This is a genomic window from Neisseria sp. P0021.S006, assembly GCF_051956895.1.
This window is the reverse complement of the sequence record NZ_JBQCWZ010000006.1, coordinates 20,404-39,853: the sequence shown is the minus strand read 5'-3', so window position 1 is coordinate 39,853 and position 19,450 is coordinate 20,404. Positions and strand designations below refer to the sequence as shown.

Sequence of the window (19,450 nt, the reverse complement as noted above, 5' to 3'; positions counted from 1 at the left end):
CATGCTTTCACCCGAATTGGAACACATCCTGCAACTGCTCTACCGTGAAGCACGCAACGCCCGTTATGAGTTTATCAGCTTGGAACACCTGCTTTTGGTGTTGATAGAAGAAGATGCGGCTGTGCCGAACGTCTTGAAACTGTGTGGTGCGGATTTGAAAGTCCTGTCCGAGCAGCTTGCGGCCAGCGTTGCAGAAAATACACCGCAAATTCCCGATCATCTTCTGGATACGGTCGAAACCCAGCCGACATTGGGCTTCCAACGCGTCATCCAACGGGCAATGGTGCATACCCAGTCTGCCGGCAAAGCCGCAGTAGAGCCTTTGGATATTTTGGTTGCCATGATGAGCGAATCTGAAAGCCATGCCGTTTATTTCCTCAAATTGCAATCCATTACACGCTTTGAAGTCTTGCGTTGCATTGCCCATGGCTCGCCTGATGACGAAGACTGCAATGATTCAGACGGCCTGGGACGCGAGGGCGAAGAAGCGGAACAGAAAACCGGCTCTCTTTCCGACTACACCGTCAACCTCAACGCCGAAGTCAAAGCCGGCCGTATCGACCCTTTGATTGGTCGCAAACACGAAATGGAAAGGCTGGTACAAATCCTGTGCCGCCGCCGCAAAAACAATCCGCTTTTGGTCGGCGAGGCTGGTGTGGGCAAAACCGCGCTGGCGGAAGGCTTAGCACACCAAATCGTCAACGGCGATATTCCCGACGTGCTGAAAGAAGCCGAAGTATACGCACTGGATATGGGTTCGCTTTTGGCGGGCACGAAATACCGCGGCGACTTTGAAGCACGGGTCAAATCCGTCTTGAAACAGCTCGAAAAAATCCCGCACGCCATTTTATTCATCGACGAAATCCACACCATCATCGGCGCGGGCAGCACCAGCGGTGGCACAATGGATGCGTCTAACCTGCTCAAACCTGCGCTGGCAAAAGGCTCGCTGCGCTGCATCGGTGCGACCACTTATGACGAATACCGTACCATTTTCGACAAAGACCACGCCTTAAGCCGCCGTTTCCAAAAAATTGACGTGGTCGAGCCTACCATTTCCGAAACCGTACAAATCCTGCGCGGCTTGAAACCGATGTTTGAAGATTTCCACCAAGTCCGCTATACGCAAGGCGCACTTGAAGCCGCAGCCGAACTTTCCGCCCGCTACATCAACGAACGTTTCCTGCCCGACAAAGCCATCGACGTAATGGATGAAGCAGGCGCGGCGCAACGGATTTTGCCCAAATCCAAACAGAAAAAAGTCATCGGCAAAGCGCAAATCGAAACCGTCATCGCCAAAGTTGCGCGGATTCCCGAAAAAACCGTGTCGCACGACGACAAACAAGTGTTGCAATTCCTCGGCCGTGATTTGAAAAACATGGTTTACGGTCAGGAAAACGCCATTGACGCGCTGGTTGCCGCCGTCAAAATGTCGCGCTCTGGCCTCGCCCTGCCCGACAAACCGATAGGCAGTTTCCTCTTCTCCGGCCCAACCGGCGTCGGCAAAACCGAAGTCGCCAAACAGCTTGCCTACTCGATGGGCGTACCGCTGCAACGCTTTGATATGTCCGAATACATGGAACGCCACGCCGTATCGCGCCTCATCGGCGCACCACCAGGCTACGTCGGCTTTGAACAAGGCGGCCTTTTGACCGAAGCCGTCAACAAGCAGCCGCATTGCGTGTTGCTCTTGGACGAAATCGAAAAAGCCCACCCCGACATTTTCAACGTCCTCCTGCAAGTCATGGACGCAGGCAAACTGACCGACAACAACGGCAAGAGTGCCGACTTCCGCAACGTCATCCTGATTATGACCACCAACGCAGGCGCGGAAAGCCTCAGCCGACCCAACCTCGGCTTTACCGCCAAACGCGAGCGCGGCGACGAAATGCAGGCAATCAACAAACTCTTCACGCCCGAGTTCCGCAACCGCTTGGACGCGATTATCCCATTTGCGCCCTTGTCCGAACCCATTATCGTCAAAGTCGTGGACAAATTCCTGCTCCAGCTCGAACACCAGCTCCTCGACAAAAAAGTCGAAGCCGAATTCACACCGGCATTGCGCAAATATCTGGCGGAAAAAGGTTTCGACCCGCAAATGGGCGCACGCCCGATGAACCGCCTGATCCAGGAAAAAATCCGCAAACCGCTCGCCGACGAACTTCTGTTCGGCAAACTCACCGAAGGTGGCTTTGTGCTGATAGACTGGGATGCAGCAAAAGAAAAAGCCGTGTTGAAGTTTAAGAAAAGCAAGGTCAAACCTGAAACAGAAACTGTTTAACCGACTGAAAAATAAAAGGCCGTCTGAAATTTCAGACGGCCTTTTTATCCCAATCAAAAATCTGATTTACAAAACAGATTTAACAGTGGCAACCACATTGTCTACGGTAAAGCCGAATTCTTTGAACAGCAAATCAGCAGGTGCAGACTCGCCGAAGCGGTTGATACCGACCACGGCGCCGTTCAAACCGACGTATTTATACCAACCGTCGGCATGTCCGGCTTCTATGGCTACGCGTGGCAAACCTTCCGGCAGAACAGCGGCTTTATAGGCGGCATCTTGACGGTCGAATACATTGGTAGAAGGCATGGAAACAACGCGTACGGCAATACCTTGTTCTGCCAATACTTTTTGCGCTTCCAGAGCCAATTCAACTTCAGAACCGGTAGCAATTACAACAGCTTGTGCATTGCCTTGAGCTTCACTGATGACGTAGCCACCGCGTTTGATGTCGTTCAGCTGTTGTTCATCACGCGCTTGGAATTTCAGGTTTTGACGGCTGAAAATCAAGCTGGACGGATGATCGGCAGCTTTAACGGCTTCAGCCCACGCCACCAAAGATTCAACGGTATCGCATGGACGCCATACATCCATATTTGGAATTAGGCGCAGAGTGGCAGTTTGCTCGATAGGTTGGTGGGTAGGACCATCTTCGCCCAAACCAATGGAATCGTGAGTGAACACAAATACAGGGTTGATTTTCATCAGCGACGCCATACGCAAAGCATTACGCTCGTATTCGCTGAACATCAGGAAAGTCGCGCCGAATGGTTTAACACCGCCATGCAGGGTAAGGCCGTTCATGATTGCGCCCATGCCGAACTCGCGAACGCCGTAGTGAATATAGTTGCCGCCGTGTTCGCGGGTAACGGAAACGCTGTTTGACCAGTCAGTCAGGTTGGACGGGGTCAAGTCTGCAGAACCGCCCACCAATTCAGGCAGCTCTTTTGCCAAGATTTCGATGCTGTTTTGGCTGGCTTTACGGGTGGCGATGGTTTCTGCTTTGGCGCACACTTCTTTCAATGCGGCTTGAACGTAAGCATCGAAGTTTTCAGGCAGTTTTTTATCCATGCGACGCACAAATTCTGCGGCTTCGGCAGGATATTTGGCTTGATATTGAGCGAAGAGTTCGTTCCATTCGGCCTCAAGTTTCGCGCCTTTTTCTTTTGCATCCCATGCAGCATAGATCTCTTGAGGGATTTCAAACGCAGGATAAGCCCAACCCAAATGTTTGCGCGTGGCTTCGATCTCGTCCGCACCCAAAGGCGCACCGTGGGTTTTGTGGCTGCCTTCTTTGTTAGCACTGCCTTTACCGATTAAGGTTTTGCAGCAAATCAGGGAAGGTTTGCCGGTTTCGGCGCGGGCGGCTTCAATGGCCGTCTGAATGGCATCGGTATCATGACCGTTTACATTTGGAATCACCTGCCAGCCGTAGCTTTCAAAACGTTGCGGGATGTTTTCGGTAAACCAACCGTCCACTTTACCGTCAATGGAAATATTGTTGTCATCATATAAAACAATCAGTTTGCCCAAACCTAAAGTGCCGGCAAGCGAGCAGGCTTCGTGCGATACGCCTTCCATCATACAACCGTCGCCCATGAAGACGTAGGTGTGGTGGTCAACGATGTTCAAACCGTCTTTATTAAATTCGGCAGCCAAGATTTTTTCGGCTAAAGCCATGCCCACTGCGTTGGCAATACCTTGTCCCAATGGACCGGTCGTGGTTTCCACGCCGTCGGTGTAGCCATATTCAGGATGGCCGGGGGTTTTACTGTGCAGTTGGCGGAAATTTTTCAGATCATCAATAGAAACGTTGTAGCCGGTCAGGTGCAACAGGCTGTAAAGAATCATGGAAGCATGACCATTGGAGAGGACAAAACGGTCGCGGTTGTAGAATTTCGGGTTGGCCGGATTATGATTGAGGAACTTCGTCCACAACACTTCTGCCATTTCCGCCATACCCATAGGCGCACCCGGGTGGCCTGAGTTGGCTTTTTGTACGGCATCGACTGAGAGGAAACGGATTGCGTTTGCCAGTTGAGACATGGTTTGACCTTCCTTGGACAAGATTGGAAATATGAAAAAAGGTGTACCGATTATCGCCTGAATCAGCCGTGCTTTCAAGGATAGCTTTTGATATTCGCTTTGTCAGACGGCCTGTTTCCACTCGGTTACCCGAAACGGACGGGACAGATGATATTAACTGTTATTTCGTTTTGAAACAGTGCTTTATATATTTTTATCGTGTAAATAGCAAATCACTATAAGTTTGCACACATGCCGAACCATAAACCTTTGAATACTGCCCTTTTCAGACGGCCCTACATCAAACGGCCGCAAGGAATCCATCGTTAATACGAAGTCCCTCTTTTGCTTTGAATAGAGTCAAATGTTATGATTTGTATGCACGCGAAAGGCCGTCTGAAAATATCCACATCAAACTACTACCATGACAACAGGCTTGTGTGCACTTCATCAAGGAACACTGAAATGTCACCAGAAAACCAAGCTGAAAATACCACACCCTCAACAGAAAAAACAGCAAAAGCCACTCCGCCCAAACCTTCCAAACCTAAATCCAGCGTGATTCAAATCCATCCTGAAGGCGAACGCATCCATCCTAAAAAGGCGGAAGGACGCTTTGCCAAACTGCGTATCGCCGCAGTATTGGCGACCCAGTTTGTATTTTACGTTATTCCATGGTTCAACTGGAGCGGCCGTCAGGCGGTTTTATTCAATATCCCTGACCGTCATTTCTTCATTTTCGGACTGTCGCTGGGTATGGGCGATTTGATTTACCTTGCCTTACTGCTGATGATTTGCGCATTCGGATTGTTTTGGTGGACAACCATTGCCGGTCGTTTGTGGTGCGGCTATTCATGCCCGCAAACGGTTTACACCGAAATTATGCTGTGGATTGACAACTTGGTCGAAGGCGATAGAAACAAACGCCTAAAACTGGAAAAATCGCCTTGGAACTTTACTAAAATTCGCATTAAGGCCACCAAATACCTGCTGATTTTCCTTGTCTGCGCATGGACAGGTATCACTTTTGCAGGCTGGTTTATCCCGATCCGCCAATTTGTTCCCGATTTATTCACCGGAGCAGCAGGCGGCGGCGCAATGTTTGCCGCAGCATTTTACGGATTCATGACTTTCTTCTTCGCCCACATCATGCGCGAAAAAGTGTGTCTGCATATGTGTCCGTATGCACGTTTCCAAAGTGCAATGTTTGACAAAGACACGCTGATTATTTCTTACGATACCGAACGCGGCGAACCGCGCGGCGCACGCAAGAAAACCGCCAACAAAGAAGACAGCGGCTTGGGCGACTGCATCAACTGCACCATGTGCGTGCAAGTCTGCCCCGTCGGTATCGACATCCGCGACGGTTTGCAATACCAATGTATCGGCTGCGCGGCGTGTATCGATGCCTGCGACGAAATCATGGACAAAATGGGCTACGAGCGCGGCTTGATCCGTTATACAACCGAAGGCGCGTTGGAACACGAATACCCTGAAAGCGACATCAAAAAACGCTTGAAACGTCCGCGCGTAGCTGGTTATGGCGCAGTACTCCTGGTGGTCATCATCGCCTTCCTGGTCGGCATTTCCACCCGAAAAATGGTCGAAGTCGATATCCTGAAAGACCGTGGTGTCATGGTTCGCGAAAACAGCCAAGGCTGGTTGGAAAATGCCTATAACCTGCGTATTATCAACAATAGTGAAAACGAACAACTGATGACCGCAACCGTCAAAGGCTTTGACGAAATCGCGCTGACCGGCCTGCCTGAAAACGGTATTAAAATTGCGCCGCGGGAAACCGTTACCATCCCAGTACAGGTATCTACCATTCCCGAATACGCCGACAAAGGCAGCCATCCGATTGAATTTACCTTTATCTATCGCGAGACCGGCTCTGCCGACTCCAAACCGACTACTTTAGAAGAAAAAGCAACCTTTATCGGAGAATAAACGGTGTCCCCACAACCCAAAATCAAACCTTGGTACAAACATATTTGGCCCTGGGTGCTGATGGCAGGCCCCATCTTCGTCGTTATCGCCAGCGTTTCCATGTTCTTCGTCGCAAAAGAACACACGACAGACTTGGTGTCTGACGATTACTACAAAGACGGCAAACACATCGAAATCCAACTTCACCGTGATGAAGAAGCCGTTAAACGGCAAATTCAAGTGCAGGTCTTAATCAGTCCGGATATGAATGCCGCCAAAGTATTCGTCAGCGGACAATTCGATACCAAACAGCCATTAAACCTATTGTTGATGCACCCGACGCGCAAAGCCGATGACCAAACCGTCAAGCTGCGCGCCGTAACAGCCGAACCACAAAACGGCCGCATGGAATACGAAGCCGTCTTTAAACCTTTACGCCCAACCAATCATTGGTACTTACGCGTTGAAGATGCCTCAGGCGTATGGCGTGTTGAAAACAAATGGATAGTCAGCCAAGGCAATGCAGTCAATCTGACGCCTATGGACAAATTGTTCGACAACGGCAAACAAGCCGCTTCAACAGAACAATAAATCCCGACCCAGGCCGTCTGAAACCTTTCAGACGGCCTGAAATCTTCATACCCTCTTATATTCCCTTCCAAATATGATTTTTTCCGATTGGCGCAGACTGACCGAAAATGAAGTCCGTATGGCAAAACAAGTTTTTGCGGACAGCATAGACTTCCACCACATCAAAATATATCGCGGCATTCCACTTATACCCAACGCCAATACCGCCATTGCGCCCAATGGAAACATATACTTTCCTCGTAAACACTGCCCTGATGATTTCACTCAAGCCGGCATCGCCTACAAAATCTGGCTGATTCATGAGCTGACACATGTCTGGCAACACCAGCGCGGTCACAAAGTTTGGCTTTCCGGCCTATTCATCATGCTCAAAGGCGGATACAGAAAACGCAAAGCTTACGCCTACCCTATCCCCTTACCCCACATCAACCAATTAAATATCGAACAGCAGGCAGACCTTATTGCTCACTATTTCGCAGCTACTTTTCTACCCAAAAACATTTACACCCCGCAACAGCCTATTTTTCAGACGGCCTTAGCAGATTTTCTTCACAACCCACACGACAAAAATCTATGCCCAAGATACTTGTCGGCAAAAAAACAACACTTCAAAAAGCAGAGTGAACAAATAAGCTATAATGAACAACCCGACACATCATCCAAAAGATCCCAAACCATGCCTTGGAACATACCTATTTTACTTACCTGGATGCGCGTCCTATTAATCCCCGTGTTCACCATCCTATTCTATTTACCGAACACATGGATTCAACCACAAACCGTCAACTGGACAGCCGCTATCATCTTTGCACTTGCAGCTATTACAGACTGGTTCGACGGCTTTTTAGCACGCCGCTGGAAACAAACCTCCGACTTCGGTGCATTCCTCGACCCCGTTGCCGACAAGCTCATGGTTGCCGTTGCCCTGCTCCTGCTCGTCAGCCTTGGCAGAACATACGCCATCTTCGCCATGATTATTATCGGCCGGGAAATCACCATTTCCGCCTTGCGCGAATGGATGGCACAAATGGGCAAACGCGGCAGCGTTGCAGTGGCCACTATCGGCAAATTCAAAACCACCGCCCAAATGATCGCCATCTTCCTTTTGCTTATCGGCACAGACAAATATAACGATCCTTTCTATCTCATTGGTAACATATTGATGTTTATAGCATCTGTATTGACCATCTGGTCCATGTGCTACTACCTGAAAATGGCATGGAAAGAATTCAAATAAATTTTTAAAAAAAATAAAAACAAAATACTTGACGCACGCGATTAAATCCATAATAATTGCGTCTTCTTCGATATACGAAGCAACAAACTATCAGAGCGGGAATAGCTCAGTTGGTAGAGCGCAACCTTGCCAAGGTTGAGGTCGCGAGTTCGAGACTCGTTTCCCGCTCCATTCTGATTACTTGTTGATTGTTCTTTTTCAATATGCGGGAATAGCTCAGTTGGTAGAGCGCAACCTTGCCAAGGTTGAGGTCGCGAGTTCGAGACTCGTTTCCCGCTCCAGTTTAATTTCAGATGCACTCAAATGCGGGAATAGCTCAGTTGGTAGAGCGCAACCTTGCCAAGGTTGAGGTCGCGAGTTCGAGACTCGTTTCCCGCTCCATTAAATCATGCATCCGAATACGCGGGAATAGCTCAGTTGGTAGAGCGCAACCTTGCCAAGGTTGAGGTCGCGAGTTCGAGACTCGTTTCCCGCTCCAGTTTCATACTACAACACTCAAACGTAGTTTTGGCGAGATAGCAAAGTGGTTATGCAGCGGATTGCAAATCCGTCTACGCCGGTTCGATTCCGACTCTCGCCTCCATCCCTTTCATGGCGGGGTGGCAGAGTGTTTATGCTATAAGGGGTGCAACCCTTATACAGGCCGGTTCAAATCCGCGCCCCCGCCTCCAATTTCTCAATTTACTGTCTACGCCCGGGTGGTGAAATAGGTAGACACAACGGACTTAAAATCCGTCGGCCCTAAACCGGCCGTGCCGGTTCGATTCCGGCTCCGGGCACCAATAAATATCTGAATTTATTGAAAAACCTAATATTCTAAATTTCTAATTGACAGCTTATTTGTAAGGCTGTCTTTTTTGTTTGTGCCTGATTTGTATCTAACTTGCGCCATTTGCGTCAAATGTGACAAGCTCGTGCAAAGGTCTCAGGCTATGACAACGAGGAAGACCGGTAGCATCTGGTAATCATCGTTTGCTGGACGGCATTATGCGCAAAGCCCACCGCAACCGTCCGCTGATGGAAGCGTAAACCAAACGTAACCGACATCTATCGAAGACCCGTTATGTGGTCGAACAAAGCTTCGGTACGCTGCACCGTAAGTCCCGCTACACTCGGGTAGCCTATTTCGGTCTGATTAAAGTGAGTGCATAAAGCCATCTGAAGGCAATGTGTTTAAACCTGTTGAAAGCAGCTAACAGGCTAAGTGCGCCTGTTGTTACCTAAAAGGCGGCCCGGATGCCTGATTATCAGGTATCTGGGGAGAGTAAAGAGGGGGGTTTGAGTAGAATCAGTGGGTACTTGGAACGAAAACAGTCGAAAATCTATGTTTGGATTTCGGCTGCTGGAAGGAAAAGGAATTTTGCAAAGGTCTCATTTTAAAATTTCCCAAAATGATAAGGCCATCTGAAAATCCTTTTTCAGACGACCTTATCATTCAAATCAGAAGGACTTAAACCAATTTCTCCAGCATCCATTTAACGTAACGGCTGACGCCTTGTTTTACATCCAAGAATTCTTCTTTATACCCAGCTTCGCGCAGCTTGGTAATATCCGCTTGAGTAAAGCTCTGATATTTGCCTTTGAGTGCATCTGGGAATGGAATATAACGGATAAGTTCTTCTTCAACCAACTCTTTCAAACTCATTTCAGGCTTGCCTTCGGCCGCACGACAAGCGTTGACGGTTGCGGCGGCAAGTTCGTTAAACTGTTGGCTACGACCTGTACCGAGGTTAAAGATACCTGAAAGCTCAGGATGATCGAAGAAGTAAAGGTTAACTTTGGCAACATCTTCTACGCTGACAAAATCGCGTGTTTGCTCACCATTACCGTAGCCGTCATTGGCGCCAAACAGATTAACATAACCATGCTCGCGGTATTGGTGGAAATGATGGAAGGCGACGGATGCCATACGGCCTTTGTGTTGCTCCTGCTGTCCATATACGTTGAAGTAGCGGAAGCCAACGACTTGGGCGGTCAGGCCTTCTTTCATGCGGCGGCGCAATACTTGGTCAAACAAGAATTTAGAGTAGCCATATACATTGAGCGGTTTTTCCAGTTCGCGCTCTTCGCGGAAGATTTCGCCCTTGCCGTACACTGCGGCGCTGGAAGCATAAAGGAACGGAATGCGTTCATCCTGACACCAGTCCAAGAGATCAAGTGTGTACTGGTAGTTGTTGTCCATCATGTAAAGGCCGTCATGATTCATGGTATCAGAACATGCGCCTTGGTGGAAAACGGCTTCGATATCGTCGTAAGGCAGAAGATGGCCGCGCACTTGACGGATAAATTCGTGTTTATCGAGATAATGGGCAATTTCACACTCGGCAAGGTTTTTAAATTTTTCGCCTTTGCTCAAATTGTCGACGGCAACAATGTCGGTAATACCGCGCTGGTTAAGTGCTTTGACGATGTTGCTGCCAATAAAGCCGGCCGCGCCTGTTACGATAATGGTCATAATGAATTTCCTTTATTTTGATTTTTCAGACGGCCTTGAAGAAATCATGCTGTCTAAAAATAAAAACTTGTCTGTCTGGATTATTTTCCAACTCTATTTTCAGACGGCCTTTAGATTTTAAGGCCGTCTGAAACCGCAATTATTGCTCTTCCAATGCCTTAGTCAATTCGGCAAACGAGCAAACCGCTGTACCAAGTTTTGCCACGACAACACCTGCCGCAGTATTGGCAAGGTGCATCGCTTCGGGCATGGTATAACCAGCGGCCAAACCCAAGCCCACTCCGGCAATAACGGTATCGCCTGCACCCGATACATCATAGACTTCTTGGGCCCGTGTAGGCTGATAAATCGGCTCGCCCTCATTGAACAGGGTCATACCCTCTTCACTTCGGGTCAGCAAAATCGCGGTCAAATCAAGATGACGGCGCAGGTTTTGGGCTTTTTCAGTCAAATCATTTTCGTTTTTCCAGCTACCCACCACTTCTTTCAACTCTGCACGGTTAGGCGTAATCAGCGTAGCGCCGGCATATTTTTCGTAATCATCGCCTTTGGGGTCGATTAAAACAGGTTTACCGGCCTGTTTCGCCCAATCGATCATATCGGAAATATGCGACAGGCCGCCCTTGCCGTAATCTGAAAAAATAATGGCATCGTATTCAGGCAACACTTCGCAATATTGATGCTTGATTTGTTCCAACACTTCACGATGAGGCGATTCTTCAAAATCAAGTCGGATAAGCTGCTGATTACGGGCAACAACGCGCAATTTGACAGTAGTCGCAATTTGCTTGTCGCGCATCAGATAGGAAGCAACGCCGTCTTGCATCATCAATGCGTCCAACGCATCTGCAGCTTCATCATCGCCAGTCACGGACAACAGCCCTACTTTGCCGCCCAATGAAGCGATATTGCGCGCAACGTTTGCCGCCCCGCCCGCCCGCTGGTCGATACGGGCGATTTTCGCCACCGGCACAGGGGCTTCAGGAGAAATGCGGGACACATCGCCAAACCAATAACGGTCGAGCATCACATCGCCGACAACAAGGACTTTGGCTTGTGCAAAACGGGATTTGAGGGTTTCTTGTTGGAACTTGGTTACCATACTGGCTCCATTAAAATCTCTGTGTAAGGCTTGTTATCGGTTTATTGATCTAACAGCCTAAAAATATCTTGAGGCTCATATACCTGCATATGGTTTTTCGAGTACGACGCCTGTTCATGAGATGACAACAACGCTGCTTTCAGCATGGCTTGCGCCAATTTTTCGACAGCAAGTGGACGTTGGTTTTTCAGCATGCCGATGCGGTTGAGTACGCGAAAAATCCGTTCTGCTATTTTTTCGCCCAAGCGGTCGCTGTTCGGACGAATCAGCAATGGCGGGCGGAAAATAATAAGGTGAGGAAAATTCAAAGCGATAATTGCTTGCTCCAATTCGCCCTTCATCCGTTGATAAAACAGGCGCGAAGCAGAATTTGCACCGGAAGCGGAAATCAAAACCAAAGTATTGACGCCGTTTTCTCGTGCGGCTTTGGCAAATTCAAGATTTGCCTCATAATCAATTGCCCATTGCGCTTCTTTACTTCCTGCTGCTTTCAGGGTTGTTCCCAAGCAGGCAAACAATCATCCTGTACTTCATCGCGCCAATCATCAGGCTGAGAAAAATCAATCTGATGGCTATTTAGCTTTTGGTGGGTAAAATCAGGATGTCTGCGACCGAAGCAGTCGATAGACTCAACCTCTGAACTGGTTGCAAGTAAAGGCAACAAGGATTTTCCTGTTGCGCCTGTCGCACCAATCACAATCGTCTTCATACTTCAGACGGCCTTAAGCGTTGGCTACTCGATTGACTTCACGCAATACGGCTACCGGATCGGCAGCTTTGGTTACCGGACGGCCCATTACCAAATAGGTTGAACCGGCAGCCAATGCTTCGGCCGGTGTCATAATACGGCGTTGGTCGTCATTATTGCCTGCAACGTCCAAGCGGATACCTGGTGTGACCAAGACAAAATCCTGTCCCAATTCACGACGCAATGGTGCGGCTTCTTGAGCGGAACATACCACGCCGTCCAAGCCTGAACTTTGCGCCAGTTTCGCCAAGCGGATGACTTGTTCTTCAGGGGCGATGTTCAAACCGATTTCGGACAAGTCGCTTTGTTCCATGCTAGTCAACACGGTTACGCCGATTAGGAGCGGCTTGGTTTGATATCCGGCAACGGCTTCTGCTGCAGCTTCCATCATGCGGCGGCCACCGGAGGCGTGCATATCGACCATCCAAACGCCCATATCGGCAGCAACTTTACAGGCCTGAGCAACTGTGTGGGGAATATCGTGGTATTTCAAATCGAGGAAAAGTTTGAAACCTTGATTGATTAAGCTTTCTGCCAAATTACGGCCGGTTGCGGTAAACAGCTCTTTGCCGATTTTGATTTGACACAATGCCGGGTCAAGATTGCGGACAAATCCGAGCGTATCTTTTTCGTTGGCAAAATCAAGGGCGACGATAACGGGAGTACGTTGTTGCTGAGTTTGGAAGTCGGAGATCAAGGGATTCATAAGATGCCTGCGGAAACGGTTATAGCTTCGATTTTAACAGCTTTTGTACACAAAAGGCCGTCTGAAAATATTTTTTCAGACGGCCTCATGATTTTACTTCAGCAAAACTTATTTGCCCAAACCTTTCAATACTTCGGCTTTCACGGCTTCTACTGCTTGGGTGCCGTCGACTTTGATGTATTTAGGCGCGTGTTCGCCTTCCAGTTTGCTGTAGAAATCAACCAGAACTTCGGTTTGCTCGTGGTAAACGGCAAGGCGTTTTTTCACGGTTTCTTCTTTGTCGTCGTCGCGTTGAATCAAATCTTCGCCGGTTACGTCGTCTTTGCCTTCAACTTTAGGCGGATTGTAGGTAACGTGGTAAGTACGGCCGGAAGCCAAATGCACGCGGCGGCCGCTCATGCGGTCGACAATCACGCTGTCGGGTACGTCGATTTCAACAACCGCGTCCAAATCCACACCAGCTTCAACCATCGCTTCGGCTTGTGCCAATGTGCGTGGGAAACCGTCAAACAGGAAACCGTTTTTGCAGTCGTCTTGGGCAATACGCTCTTTGACCATGCCGATAATGATGTCGTCGCGTACCAAACCGCCTTCATCAATGATTTTTTTTGCTTCCAAACCCAGCGGAGTGCCTGCTTTGATGGCAGCACGGAGCATATCGCCGGTAGAGATTTGAGGAATGCCGAATGCAGCAGTGATGAATTGAGCCTGTGTGCCTTTGCCGGCGCCTGGTGCGCCCAACAATAATACTTTCATGATGAGTCCTTCTTGGTTTATGGATTTGATGTTTGTTTAATTCTACACGCCTTGCGTTTATCGTTCAAAACTTCAGACGGCCTGCTCTGAGCCAAAGTGCTGCCACGCATCATCGCGCATTTCGATAAACCAGCTGTCTTCGGGGAAGCGTTCCAATGCGTCTTTCAACGTGGAAAGTAGGTTTTGGGACAAGGCTTTTGCCAAATATTCTTCCTCGTTGGCTTCTGCCGCTTTATCCGGCTGTTGCGCTAAACCGAGGGCGCGTGTCCGATGGCCGTGTGCCAGATAGTTGAGCGCAATCACTTTTTGTGCCCAAAGCTGGGGAATATCGGGGCTTTCCTGCAACAACACCGATAAAATCGATACGGCGACCGCCAACCGTCCGCCGGTCATGCGCAAATCTAAGGATTGGTTGGGCGGCAGGGTGCTGAGCATTTCTGCCATGCGAAACCAAAATTCGCCGCTGGCCTCGTCGGGCGCGGCCACTTTCAACATTTCGTAGTTGAACTCTTGATCGTCGTCTTTGACCAGCAAAGCGACATCGGCAAGCAGTTTTTGTTCGTCACGGCTCAAATGGCGTAAATCATTCATGTTTTTTCCTTTCAGACGGCCTCGAACACAGCCCTTACCCTGTCCAAATCTTCCTGTGTATCCACGCCGGCGGCTGGCGCTTCTTGGGCAATTTCAACAGCAATCGGATAACCGTGCCACAGGACGCGCAATTGTTCCAGAGATTCAATGGTTTCCAAAGGAGAAACTTCCATTTCGGAATAGCGTTGCAGGAAACCTGCACGATAGGCATAAATGCCGATGTGGCGCAAGACAGCTGTTTCTGAAGGCAATTCACGTTTTTCAGAGCGCATCACATCGCGTGGATAAGGAATCGGGGCGCGGCTGAAATAGATGGCGTTGCGGTTTTTGTCGAGGACGGCTTTGACAACGTTAGGATTCATAAACTCGTCAAAATCGTGCAATTCGTGGGCGGCGGTCGCCATTTGCACATTGTTTTCAACCAAAACTTCAGCCGTACGGTTGATGAGTTCGGGATCGATTAAAGGCTCGTCGCCTTGTACGTTCACAACAATCAGATGCTGCGGCAGTTTCAGCGTATTGGCCGCTTCGGCAAGACGCGTTGTACCGCTTTCGTGTTGATTAGAAGTCATGACCACTTCGACACCGTGCGCCTGACAGGCCGTCTGAATATCAGGATGGTCGGTGGCAACGACAACATGCGCGGCCTTGCTTTTCGCTGCTTGTTCGGCAACACGTACAACCATCGGTTTACCGTGAATATCGGCCAAAGCCTTGCCCGGCAGACGTGAAGAATCCAACCGCGCCGGAATCAATACGACAAATTCGGTCATGCTTTCAGTTCCTCTTCGCTCAACGCTCGTGCTTCGTTTTCCAGCATATAAGGGATGCCGTCACGAATCGGATAAGCCAGCTTTGCCTGACGGCTCCACAATTCCTGTTTGTCTTGATGGTATTCGAGTTTGCCTTTGGTAACAGGACAAACAAGGATGTCTAAGAATTTTTTTTCCATGGGGTTACTTTCTGGTTTGGTGGTTTTAGCGAAAATCACTTTGCTCGTTTTGGCGAAACTTGCTGCACTCGTTTTCAGACGGCCTCAAGCGGCATTATTTTTTCCGTGCCGTTTTCTTCGTTTGCTGTGTACAAGCTTGGTCAGGATTTTTGCCATTGCACATGATCTGACGGATTTCACGGGCTAAGTTTGCGTTTTGACTGGATTTTTCGTATTTTTCGGTGATGATACTCAATATTGGGGTCATTGTTGCTTCAAGATAGCGTGGAGTTTTAGCGAGTATTGATTGACCCACTGCAGTGCCGTAAAAGTCAATCAATGCGTTGACTTCTTCCTGAGTATAAACCGTCTTTATGCCTTCCAAAGCCGCTTTATGCAACTGGGCACGCACTTGCGGTGTATTGATTTCAGCAATCAATTGAGTTGTATATTTTTTCAAGACTGCTTCCAACTGAGGACGTTTGTCTTCCGGCGCATCTTTCCAAAGATTCTGTACATTCGGATCAGAAAGCACAATACCTCCAACGCTTTGGAGAGACTGGTCTAACAGAGCATCCATCTTCTGCACCTCAAACAAACGCTCCAGCGACGCATCACTGGGCGGCGCGGCAAACGCATTGGCACACAATGCCAGCGCAGCGAAGGGTAATAATAAGGTTTTCAGCTTCATCTTTTTCTACCTTTCAACAAAAAATAAATATTTTCAGATAGTCGGAAAATTATTTGGCACACTTCGGCAAATGTTTGTTGCCTTCGCATAAAATACCATGTGTTTGCTCCTCAAAAGCAGGCGTATATTTATCGCTTGCATTGAGGTAGTTTTGACTCATGGTTTTGTGGATAATCTCATCACTCAGCTTATCGAAATGCTTAATTTTCTCGAGCGCAGACTTACCGGCACCATGCCCAAATGCTTCAGTCATCTTTTCTATATCCGATTGGCTCAACATATCCTCAAGATTTCCACCATGCTGTTGGAAACTTCTTATCTTTTTCAAAATATTTTTTCCCTGAGCCGAAGAGAAAAAACGGTTGGTTACATCCACTTCTTCTTGTGTGAATACTTTCTGTACGGCACGCTTTTCTTCATCCAACCATTGTTTTTTCAACTCAGGGCGGCTCAAATCGTCTTGCATGTTTTTCATATAACGGCTGATGACCGCCTTCATCTGCGCTTTTTGAGCTTTGGGCGTCATCGTTAACAAGCGTTCATTGTCCTCTTTATTCACCATCTCTAAAGAACGTTGTACTTTCTCGCTATAATTACTGCTTATCCCTTGAATTTCCAACCATTTCATTGCAGATTCATCACTTGGTTTAGCAGCTAAGCTTTGAGTGGATACAAATAAAGCTGCGCAAGCGACCAACAAATATTTTAACTTCATGATTTACTCCTATTGCGTAGTTTGAAGATCATCTTTAAAACATCTGTGAAACATCTATAAGCATTTAGATTGAAACATTCGCGGATACAAACGCCGCCAAGTCCGGCTCAATTATCGCATAAACAGGCAAGACCCACACATGATTCAAACCGTGGCCGTCTGAAAATTTGACTGCATCCTTTTCCGTGATAATCACCACATCTGCGTCCGGTAAATCCGCGGCCGTAATATCTGCATGATCAGGCAAGGCAACGGTTTGTTTCAAAGCGATATTCATGCTTTGCAACGTATTGAAAAAACGTTCCGGCTTGGCGATACCGGCGACGGCAGCGACGGTTTGATTTCCCAAGCCTTCCAAATCCAATTTCTCAAACGGCCTGTTCAACCGGTAAATCCGCCCTGTTTCAATATGGCTGACAAACATATTTTCAGACGGCTTAAATGCCGCATCTGCCTTTCCGCCACTGACGACGACCGCATCAACGGAAGCCAATCGCGACAAAGGTTCGCGCAAGCTGCCGTTGGGCAGTAAATCCAAATCCGTCCGCCCCGTATCCGCCGCCGGGAATACGGCAATTTCCATATCGCGCTGCAAGGCATAATGTTGCAAGCCGTCGTCGGTCACAATCAATTCAAGCTCCGGATGCGCTGCAAGCAATGCCCTGCCTGCTTCTGCACGGCTGCTGCCTACCGCCGTCGGCGCACCGGTTTGGCGAAACAGCAATAAAGGCTCGTCGCCTGCATCTGCCGCACTGCTGGCTGTATTCAATACATGAACCGCCTTACTCTTGCGCCCATAACCTCGGCTGATGATACCGACCTTAACGCCCTTTTCCTGCAAACCCGACACCAGCGCAGCGACTATCGGCGTTTTCCCTGTTCCGCCTGCATGGATATTGCCGACTACCACCACAGGCACAGGCAATTTTTCGCTTTTCAGACGGCCTGAAACAAAATCATCGCGCCGTTTCGCCGCAATTTTGGCAAACAGCTTGGACAATGGTTTTAACAGCAAAGACAAAAACGGATTGGGGGATTGCCAATGGCGTTCGATAATTTGGTGGAGTTTGGGCATACGCACGGCTTTTGAAGCGAAAATCAAACGATAATATAACACAAGCCCGCCCAGGCAAGGCCGTCTGAACATGCGCCTTTGATAATATTAAAACAAAGGGCGCAAGTTTCATAAAAACGAATACAACGAATCGCTCTAAAACCCTTATAATTCAACTTTCCCAAATTTTTCCTGTTTCGCAATGTCCGAACTCTTCGCGCCCTCCTCCATTTCCGTATCCGAACTCAACGCCCTCGCCAAAGCCTTGTTGGAAGACCATCTCGCAGGCTTGTGGATTGCCGGCGAAGTATCCAACCTGACCCGTGCTGCCAGCGGACATTATTATTTCTCGCTCAAAGACAGCCGCGCTCAGGTGCGTTGCGCGATGTTTAAGGGTGCGGCCATGCGCTTGGCGAAGCCTTTGAAAGAAGGCGACCATATCGAGGTATCAGGAAGAATCAGTATTTATGAAGCGCGGGGTGAATTTCAGATTACGGTGAACGAGGTGCGGCTCAAAGGCTTGGGGCAGCTTTACGAAGCCTATGAGCGATTGAAGGCGCAGTTGCAGGCGGAAGGCGCGTTTTCAGCGGAACGCAAGAAACCTCTGCCCGCCCGTCCGCAATGTATCGGCATCGTCACCAGCCTGGCGGCGGCAGCTTTGCGCGATGTCGTGACCACCTTAAACCGCCGCGCACCCGAAATCCCCGTTATCGTTTATCCGACGCCCGTACAAGGCACAGGCAGCGAGTTGCAAATTGCTCAAGCGATTAAAACCGCTTCGCAACGCGCCGAATGTGACGTGCTGATTGTCTGTCGCGGCGGCGGCAGCATTGAAGACTTGTGGGCGTTTAATGAAGAACCGGTTGTGCGCGCCATCGAAGCCTGCGCAATTCCCGTTGTCAGCGGCGTAGGCCACGAAACCGATTTCACACTCGCCGATTTCGTCGCCGACGTACGCGCACCCACGCCGACCGGCGCGGCAGAACTGGTCAGCCCCAACCGCCAAGAATCGTTACATCGTCTAGCCCAAGCGCAAGGCCGTCTGAAAACCGTTTTGGAGCAACGTTATTTCGATGCCAGCCAAAAACTCGACTGGTTGGCGCGGCAAATCCGTCACCCGCGCCAAAAACTTGACGATCAGCGCGCTTCAATCAGCAAGCTGGCGCAAACGCTGTCTTACTCGATGACGCAAAACCTCCGTGCCCATACCGCCCGTTTTGAACGCCAAACCCAAACCCTGAAACATTGCCGTCCTGATGTTTCCATTTACAAACACAACATCGACCGCTTTCAGACGGCCTTGTCGCATTCCTTCCGCCAGCTGCTTGTCCAACGCTGTCAAAGCCTGATCGCCCAAGCCGCATTGCTCGAAGCCGTATCGCCGCAGCATATTCTGGAGCGAGGTTTCTCCGTCGTCAAAAACACACGCGGACAAGTCATCCGCAATGCCGATACATTGAAACAAGGGCAGAAACTGCACATCACTTTTGCCGACGGCGAAACCGACGTACGCGTGACCAAAGAGCAGGCTCAGGGCGAGTTGTTTGACTGACAAAATAAAGGCCGTCTGAAACTTTATGCGATTGAAGTGAAACTATGTCTGCCTTTTAAAAATCCTTAACCTGCCAATGCGGTATA

The 19,450-nt window shown here is 49.1% G+C and carries 18 protein-coding genes, 7 tRNA genes and 1 pseudogene; 13 read left to right on the top strand and 13 right to left on the bottom strand.

Going from position 1 to position 19,450, the window contains the following annotated elements; genetic code table 11:
- Position 1 precedes the first annotated feature (1 nt).
- Complete coding sequence (clpA, locus tag ACTHUM_RS02585; RefSeq protein WP_004520800.1) at positions 2 to 2,281, top strand: ATP-dependent Clp protease ATP-binding subunit ClpA; 2,280 nt, start codon at positions 2 to 4, stop codon at positions 2,279 to 2,281.
- Positions 2,282 to 2,347: 66 nt separating this feature from the next.
- Here the strand turns inward: clpA and tkt are convergent, their stop codons facing one another.
- Complete coding sequence (tkt, locus tag ACTHUM_RS02580) at positions 2,348 to 4,327, bottom strand: transketolase (protein ID WP_039862482.1); 1,980 nt, start codon at positions 4,325 to 4,327, stop codon at positions 2,348 to 2,350.
- 444 nt (positions 4,328 to 4,771) lie between these two features.
- On the opposite strand from tkt, the gene ccoG reads away from it, so the two are divergent.
- The 11 genes and pseudogenes from ccoG to ACTHUM_RS02525 all read left to right on the top strand — a co-directional run.
- On the top strand, positions 4,772 to 6,256 hold the full coding sequence (gene ccoG, locus ACTHUM_RS02575) for a cytochrome c oxidase accessory protein CcoG (protein ID WP_004520803.1): 1,485 nt from the start codon (positions 4,772 to 4,774) through the stop codon (positions 6,254 to 6,256).
- Positions 6,257 to 6,259: 3 nt separating this feature from the next.
- Positions 6,260 to 6,826 carry a FixH family protein gene (locus ACTHUM_RS02570; protein WP_039862483.1) on the top strand — a complete coding sequence of 189 codons (567 nt, stop codon included), beginning with the start codon at positions 6,260 to 6,262 and terminating at the stop codon, positions 6,824 to 6,826.
- Positions 6,827 to 7,502: 676 nt separating this feature from the next.
- On the top strand, positions 7,503 to 8,063 hold the full coding sequence (pgsA, locus tag ACTHUM_RS02565; protein ID WP_003679552.1) for a CDP-diacylglycerol--glycerol-3-phosphate 3-phosphatidyltransferase: 561 nt from the start codon (positions 7,503 to 7,505) through the stop codon (positions 8,061 to 8,063).
- A 95-nt stretch (positions 8,064 to 8,158) separates the two neighbouring features.
- A tRNA-Gly gene (locus tag ACTHUM_RS02560) sits at positions 8,159 to 8,234 on the top strand.
- 34 nt (positions 8,235 to 8,268) lie between these two features.
- Positions 8,269 to 8,344, top strand: a tRNA-Gly gene (locus ACTHUM_RS02555).
- 24 nt (positions 8,345 to 8,368) lie between these two features.
- Positions 8,369 to 8,444 (top strand) — tRNA-Gly (locus ACTHUM_RS02550).
- Positions 8,445 to 8,465: 21 nt separating this feature from the next.
- Positions 8,466 to 8,541: transfer RNA gene (locus tag ACTHUM_RS02545), tRNA-Gly, on the top strand.
- A 31-nt stretch (positions 8,542 to 8,572) separates the two neighbouring features.
- A tRNA-Cys gene (locus ACTHUM_RS02540) sits at positions 8,573 to 8,646 on the top strand.
- A gap of 10 nt (positions 8,647 to 8,656) precedes the next feature.
- Positions 8,657 to 8,734 (top strand) — tRNA-Cys (locus tag ACTHUM_RS02535).
- A 21-nt stretch (positions 8,735 to 8,755) separates the two neighbouring features.
- A tRNA-Leu gene (locus tag ACTHUM_RS02530) sits at positions 8,756 to 8,845 on the top strand.
- Positions 8,846 to 8,991: 146 nt separating this feature from the next.
- A pseudogene (locus ACTHUM_RS02525) lies at positions 8,992 to 9,287 on the top strand (transposase); the annotation flags it as partial.
- Between the two features lie 226 nt (positions 9,288 to 9,513).
- Here ACTHUM_RS02525 and rfaD read toward each other — a convergent pair.
- The 12 genes from rfaD to lpxK all read right to left on the bottom strand — a co-directional run bounded on the left by rfaD (position 9,514) and on the right by lpxK (position 17,833).
- Entirely contained in the window at positions 9,514 to 10,518 is a 1,005-nt protein-coding gene (gene rfaD / locus ACTHUM_RS02520) for an ADP-glyceromanno-heptose 6-epimerase (RefSeq protein ID WP_039862484.1), read from the bottom strand.
- Between the two features lie 139 nt (positions 10,519 to 10,657).
- Positions 10,658 to 11,620 (bottom strand): D-glycero-beta-D-manno-heptose-7-phosphate kinase, encoded by a 963-nt coding sequence (gene rfaE1 / locus ACTHUM_RS02515; RefSeq protein WP_004520810.1) that lies wholly within the window; start codon positions 11,618 to 11,620, stop codon positions 10,658 to 10,660.
- A gap of 41 nt (positions 11,621 to 11,661) precedes the next feature.
- Positions 11,662 to 12,126 (bottom strand): hypothetical protein, encoded by a 465-nt coding sequence (locus ACTHUM_RS02510; protein ID WP_004520811.1) that lies wholly within the window; start codon positions 12,124 to 12,126, stop codon positions 11,662 to 11,664.
- Complete coding sequence (locus tag ACTHUM_RS02505) at positions 12,111 to 12,329, bottom strand: NADH dehydrogenase (RefSeq protein ID WP_004520812.1); 219 nt, start codon at positions 12,327 to 12,329, stop codon at positions 12,111 to 12,113. The genes ACTHUM_RS02510 and ACTHUM_RS02505 overlap by 16 nt, the downstream gene beginning before the upstream one ends.
- A gap of 13 nt (positions 12,330 to 12,342) precedes the next feature.
- Positions 12,343 to 13,074 (bottom strand): orotidine-5'-phosphate decarboxylase, encoded by a 732-nt coding sequence (gene pyrF / locus ACTHUM_RS02500; RefSeq protein WP_049335590.1) that lies wholly within the window; start codon positions 13,072 to 13,074, stop codon positions 12,343 to 12,345.
- Positions 13,075 to 13,182: 108 nt separating this feature from the next.
- Positions 13,183 to 13,830: an adenylate kinase gene (adk, locus tag ACTHUM_RS02495; protein ID WP_003746105.1), complete on the bottom strand. Its 648-nt coding sequence runs from the start codon at positions 13,828 to 13,830 to the stop codon at positions 13,183 to 13,185.
- Positions 13,831 to 13,902: 72 nt separating this feature from the next.
- The gene (locus ACTHUM_RS02490) at positions 13,903 to 14,421 is read right to left on the bottom strand and encodes a hypothetical protein (RefSeq protein ID WP_004520816.1); all 519 of its coding nucleotides are present in this window, start codon (positions 14,419 to 14,421) and stop codon (positions 13,903 to 13,905) included.
- 11 nt (positions 14,422 to 14,432) lie between these two features.
- Positions 14,433 to 15,194 carry a 3-deoxy-manno-octulosonate cytidylyltransferase gene (gene kdsB / locus ACTHUM_RS02485; RefSeq protein ID WP_004520817.1) on the bottom strand — a complete coding sequence of 254 codons (762 nt, stop codon included), beginning with the start codon at positions 15,192 to 15,194 and terminating at the stop codon, positions 14,433 to 14,435.
- The gene (locus tag ACTHUM_RS02480; RefSeq protein WP_003679524.1) at positions 15,191 to 15,373 is read right to left on the bottom strand and encodes a Trm112 family protein; all 183 of its coding nucleotides are present in this window, start codon (positions 15,371 to 15,373) and stop codon (positions 15,191 to 15,193) included. The genes kdsB and ACTHUM_RS02480 overlap by 4 nt, the downstream gene beginning before the upstream one ends.
- Positions 15,374 to 15,467: 94 nt before the next feature.
- Positions 15,468 to 16,043 carry a DUF2059 domain-containing protein gene (locus ACTHUM_RS02475; RefSeq protein ID WP_049335588.1) on the bottom strand — a complete coding sequence of 192 codons (576 nt, stop codon included), beginning with the start codon at positions 16,041 to 16,043 and terminating at the stop codon, positions 15,468 to 15,470.
- A gap of 49 nt (positions 16,044 to 16,092) precedes the next feature.
- Positions 16,093 to 16,758: a hypothetical protein gene (locus ACTHUM_RS02470; RefSeq protein ID WP_049344150.1), complete on the bottom strand. Its 666-nt coding sequence runs from the start codon at positions 16,756 to 16,758 to the stop codon at positions 16,093 to 16,095.
- Between the two features lie 64 nt (positions 16,759 to 16,822).
- Positions 16,823 to 17,833 (bottom strand): tetraacyldisaccharide 4'-kinase, encoded by a 1,011-nt coding sequence (lpxK, locus tag ACTHUM_RS02465; RefSeq protein ID WP_049335618.1) that lies wholly within the window; start codon positions 17,831 to 17,833, stop codon positions 16,823 to 16,825.
- Positions 17,834 to 18,014: 181 nt separating this feature from the next.
- Here lpxK and xseA point away from each other — a divergent pair, with 181 nt between their 5' ends.
- Positions 18,015 to 19,364: an exodeoxyribonuclease VII large subunit gene (gene xseA / locus ACTHUM_RS02460; RefSeq protein WP_049344148.1), complete on the top strand. Its 1,350-nt coding sequence runs from the start codon at positions 18,015 to 18,017 to the stop codon at positions 19,362 to 19,364.
- The last annotated feature ends 86 nt before the right edge of the window (positions 19,365 to 19,450 follow it).

Coding starts and splice junctions, on each gene's coding strand:
- clpA (WP_004520800.1), top strand. CDS start 2: ATGCTTTCACCCGAATTGGAACACATCCTGCAACTGCTCTACCGTGAA.
- tkt (WP_039862482.1), bottom strand. CDS start 4,327: ATGTCTCAACTGGCAAACGCAATCCGTTTCCTCTCAGTCGATGCCGTA.
- ccoG (WP_004520803.1), top strand. CDS start 4,772: ATGTCACCAGAAAACCAAGCTGAAAATACCACACCCTCAACAGAAAAA.
- pgsA (WP_003679552.1), top strand. CDS start 7,503: ATGCCTTGGAACATACCTATTTTACTTACCTGGATGCGCGTCCTATTA.
- rfaD (WP_039862484.1), bottom strand. CDS start 10,518: ATGACCATTATCGTAACAGGCGCGGCCGGCTTTATTGGCAGCAACATC.
- rfaE1 (WP_004520810.1), bottom strand. CDS start 11,620: ATGGTAACCAAGTTCCAACAAGAAACCCTCAAATCCCGTTTTGCACAA.
- ACTHUM_RS02505 (WP_004520812.1), bottom strand. CDS start 12,329: ATGAAGACGATTGTGATTGGTGCGACAGGCGCAACAGGAAAATCCTTG.
- pyrF (WP_049335590.1), bottom strand. CDS start 13,074: ATGAATCCCTTGATCTCCGACTTCCAAACTCAGCAACAACGTACTCCC.
- adk (WP_003746105.1), bottom strand. CDS start 13,830: ATGAAAGTATTATTGTTGGGCGCACCAGGCGCCGGCAAAGGCACACAG.
- ACTHUM_RS02490 (WP_004520816.1), bottom strand. CDS start 14,421: ATGAATGATTTACGCCATTTGAGCCGTGACGAACAAAAACTGCTTGCC.
- kdsB (WP_004520817.1), bottom strand. CDS start 15,194: ATGACCGAATTTGTCGTATTGATTCCGGCGCGGTTGGATTCTTCACGT.
- ACTHUM_RS02480 (WP_003679524.1), bottom strand. CDS start 15,373: ATGGAAAAAAAATTCTTAGACATCCTTGTTTGTCCTGTTACCAAAGGC.
- ACTHUM_RS02475 (WP_049335588.1), bottom strand. CDS start 16,043: ATGAAGCTGAAAACCTTATTATTACCCTTCGCTGCGCTGGCATTGTGT.
- ACTHUM_RS02470 (WP_049344150.1), bottom strand. CDS start 16,758: ATGAAGTTAAAATATTTGTTGGTCGCTTGCGCAGCTTTATTTGTATCC.
- lpxK (WP_049335618.1), bottom strand. CDS start 17,833: ATGCCCAAACTCCACCAAATTATCGAACGCCATTGGCAATCCCCCAAT.
- xseA (WP_049344148.1), top strand. CDS start 18,015: ATGTCCGAACTCTTCGCGCCCTCCTCCATTTCCGTATCCGAACTCAAC.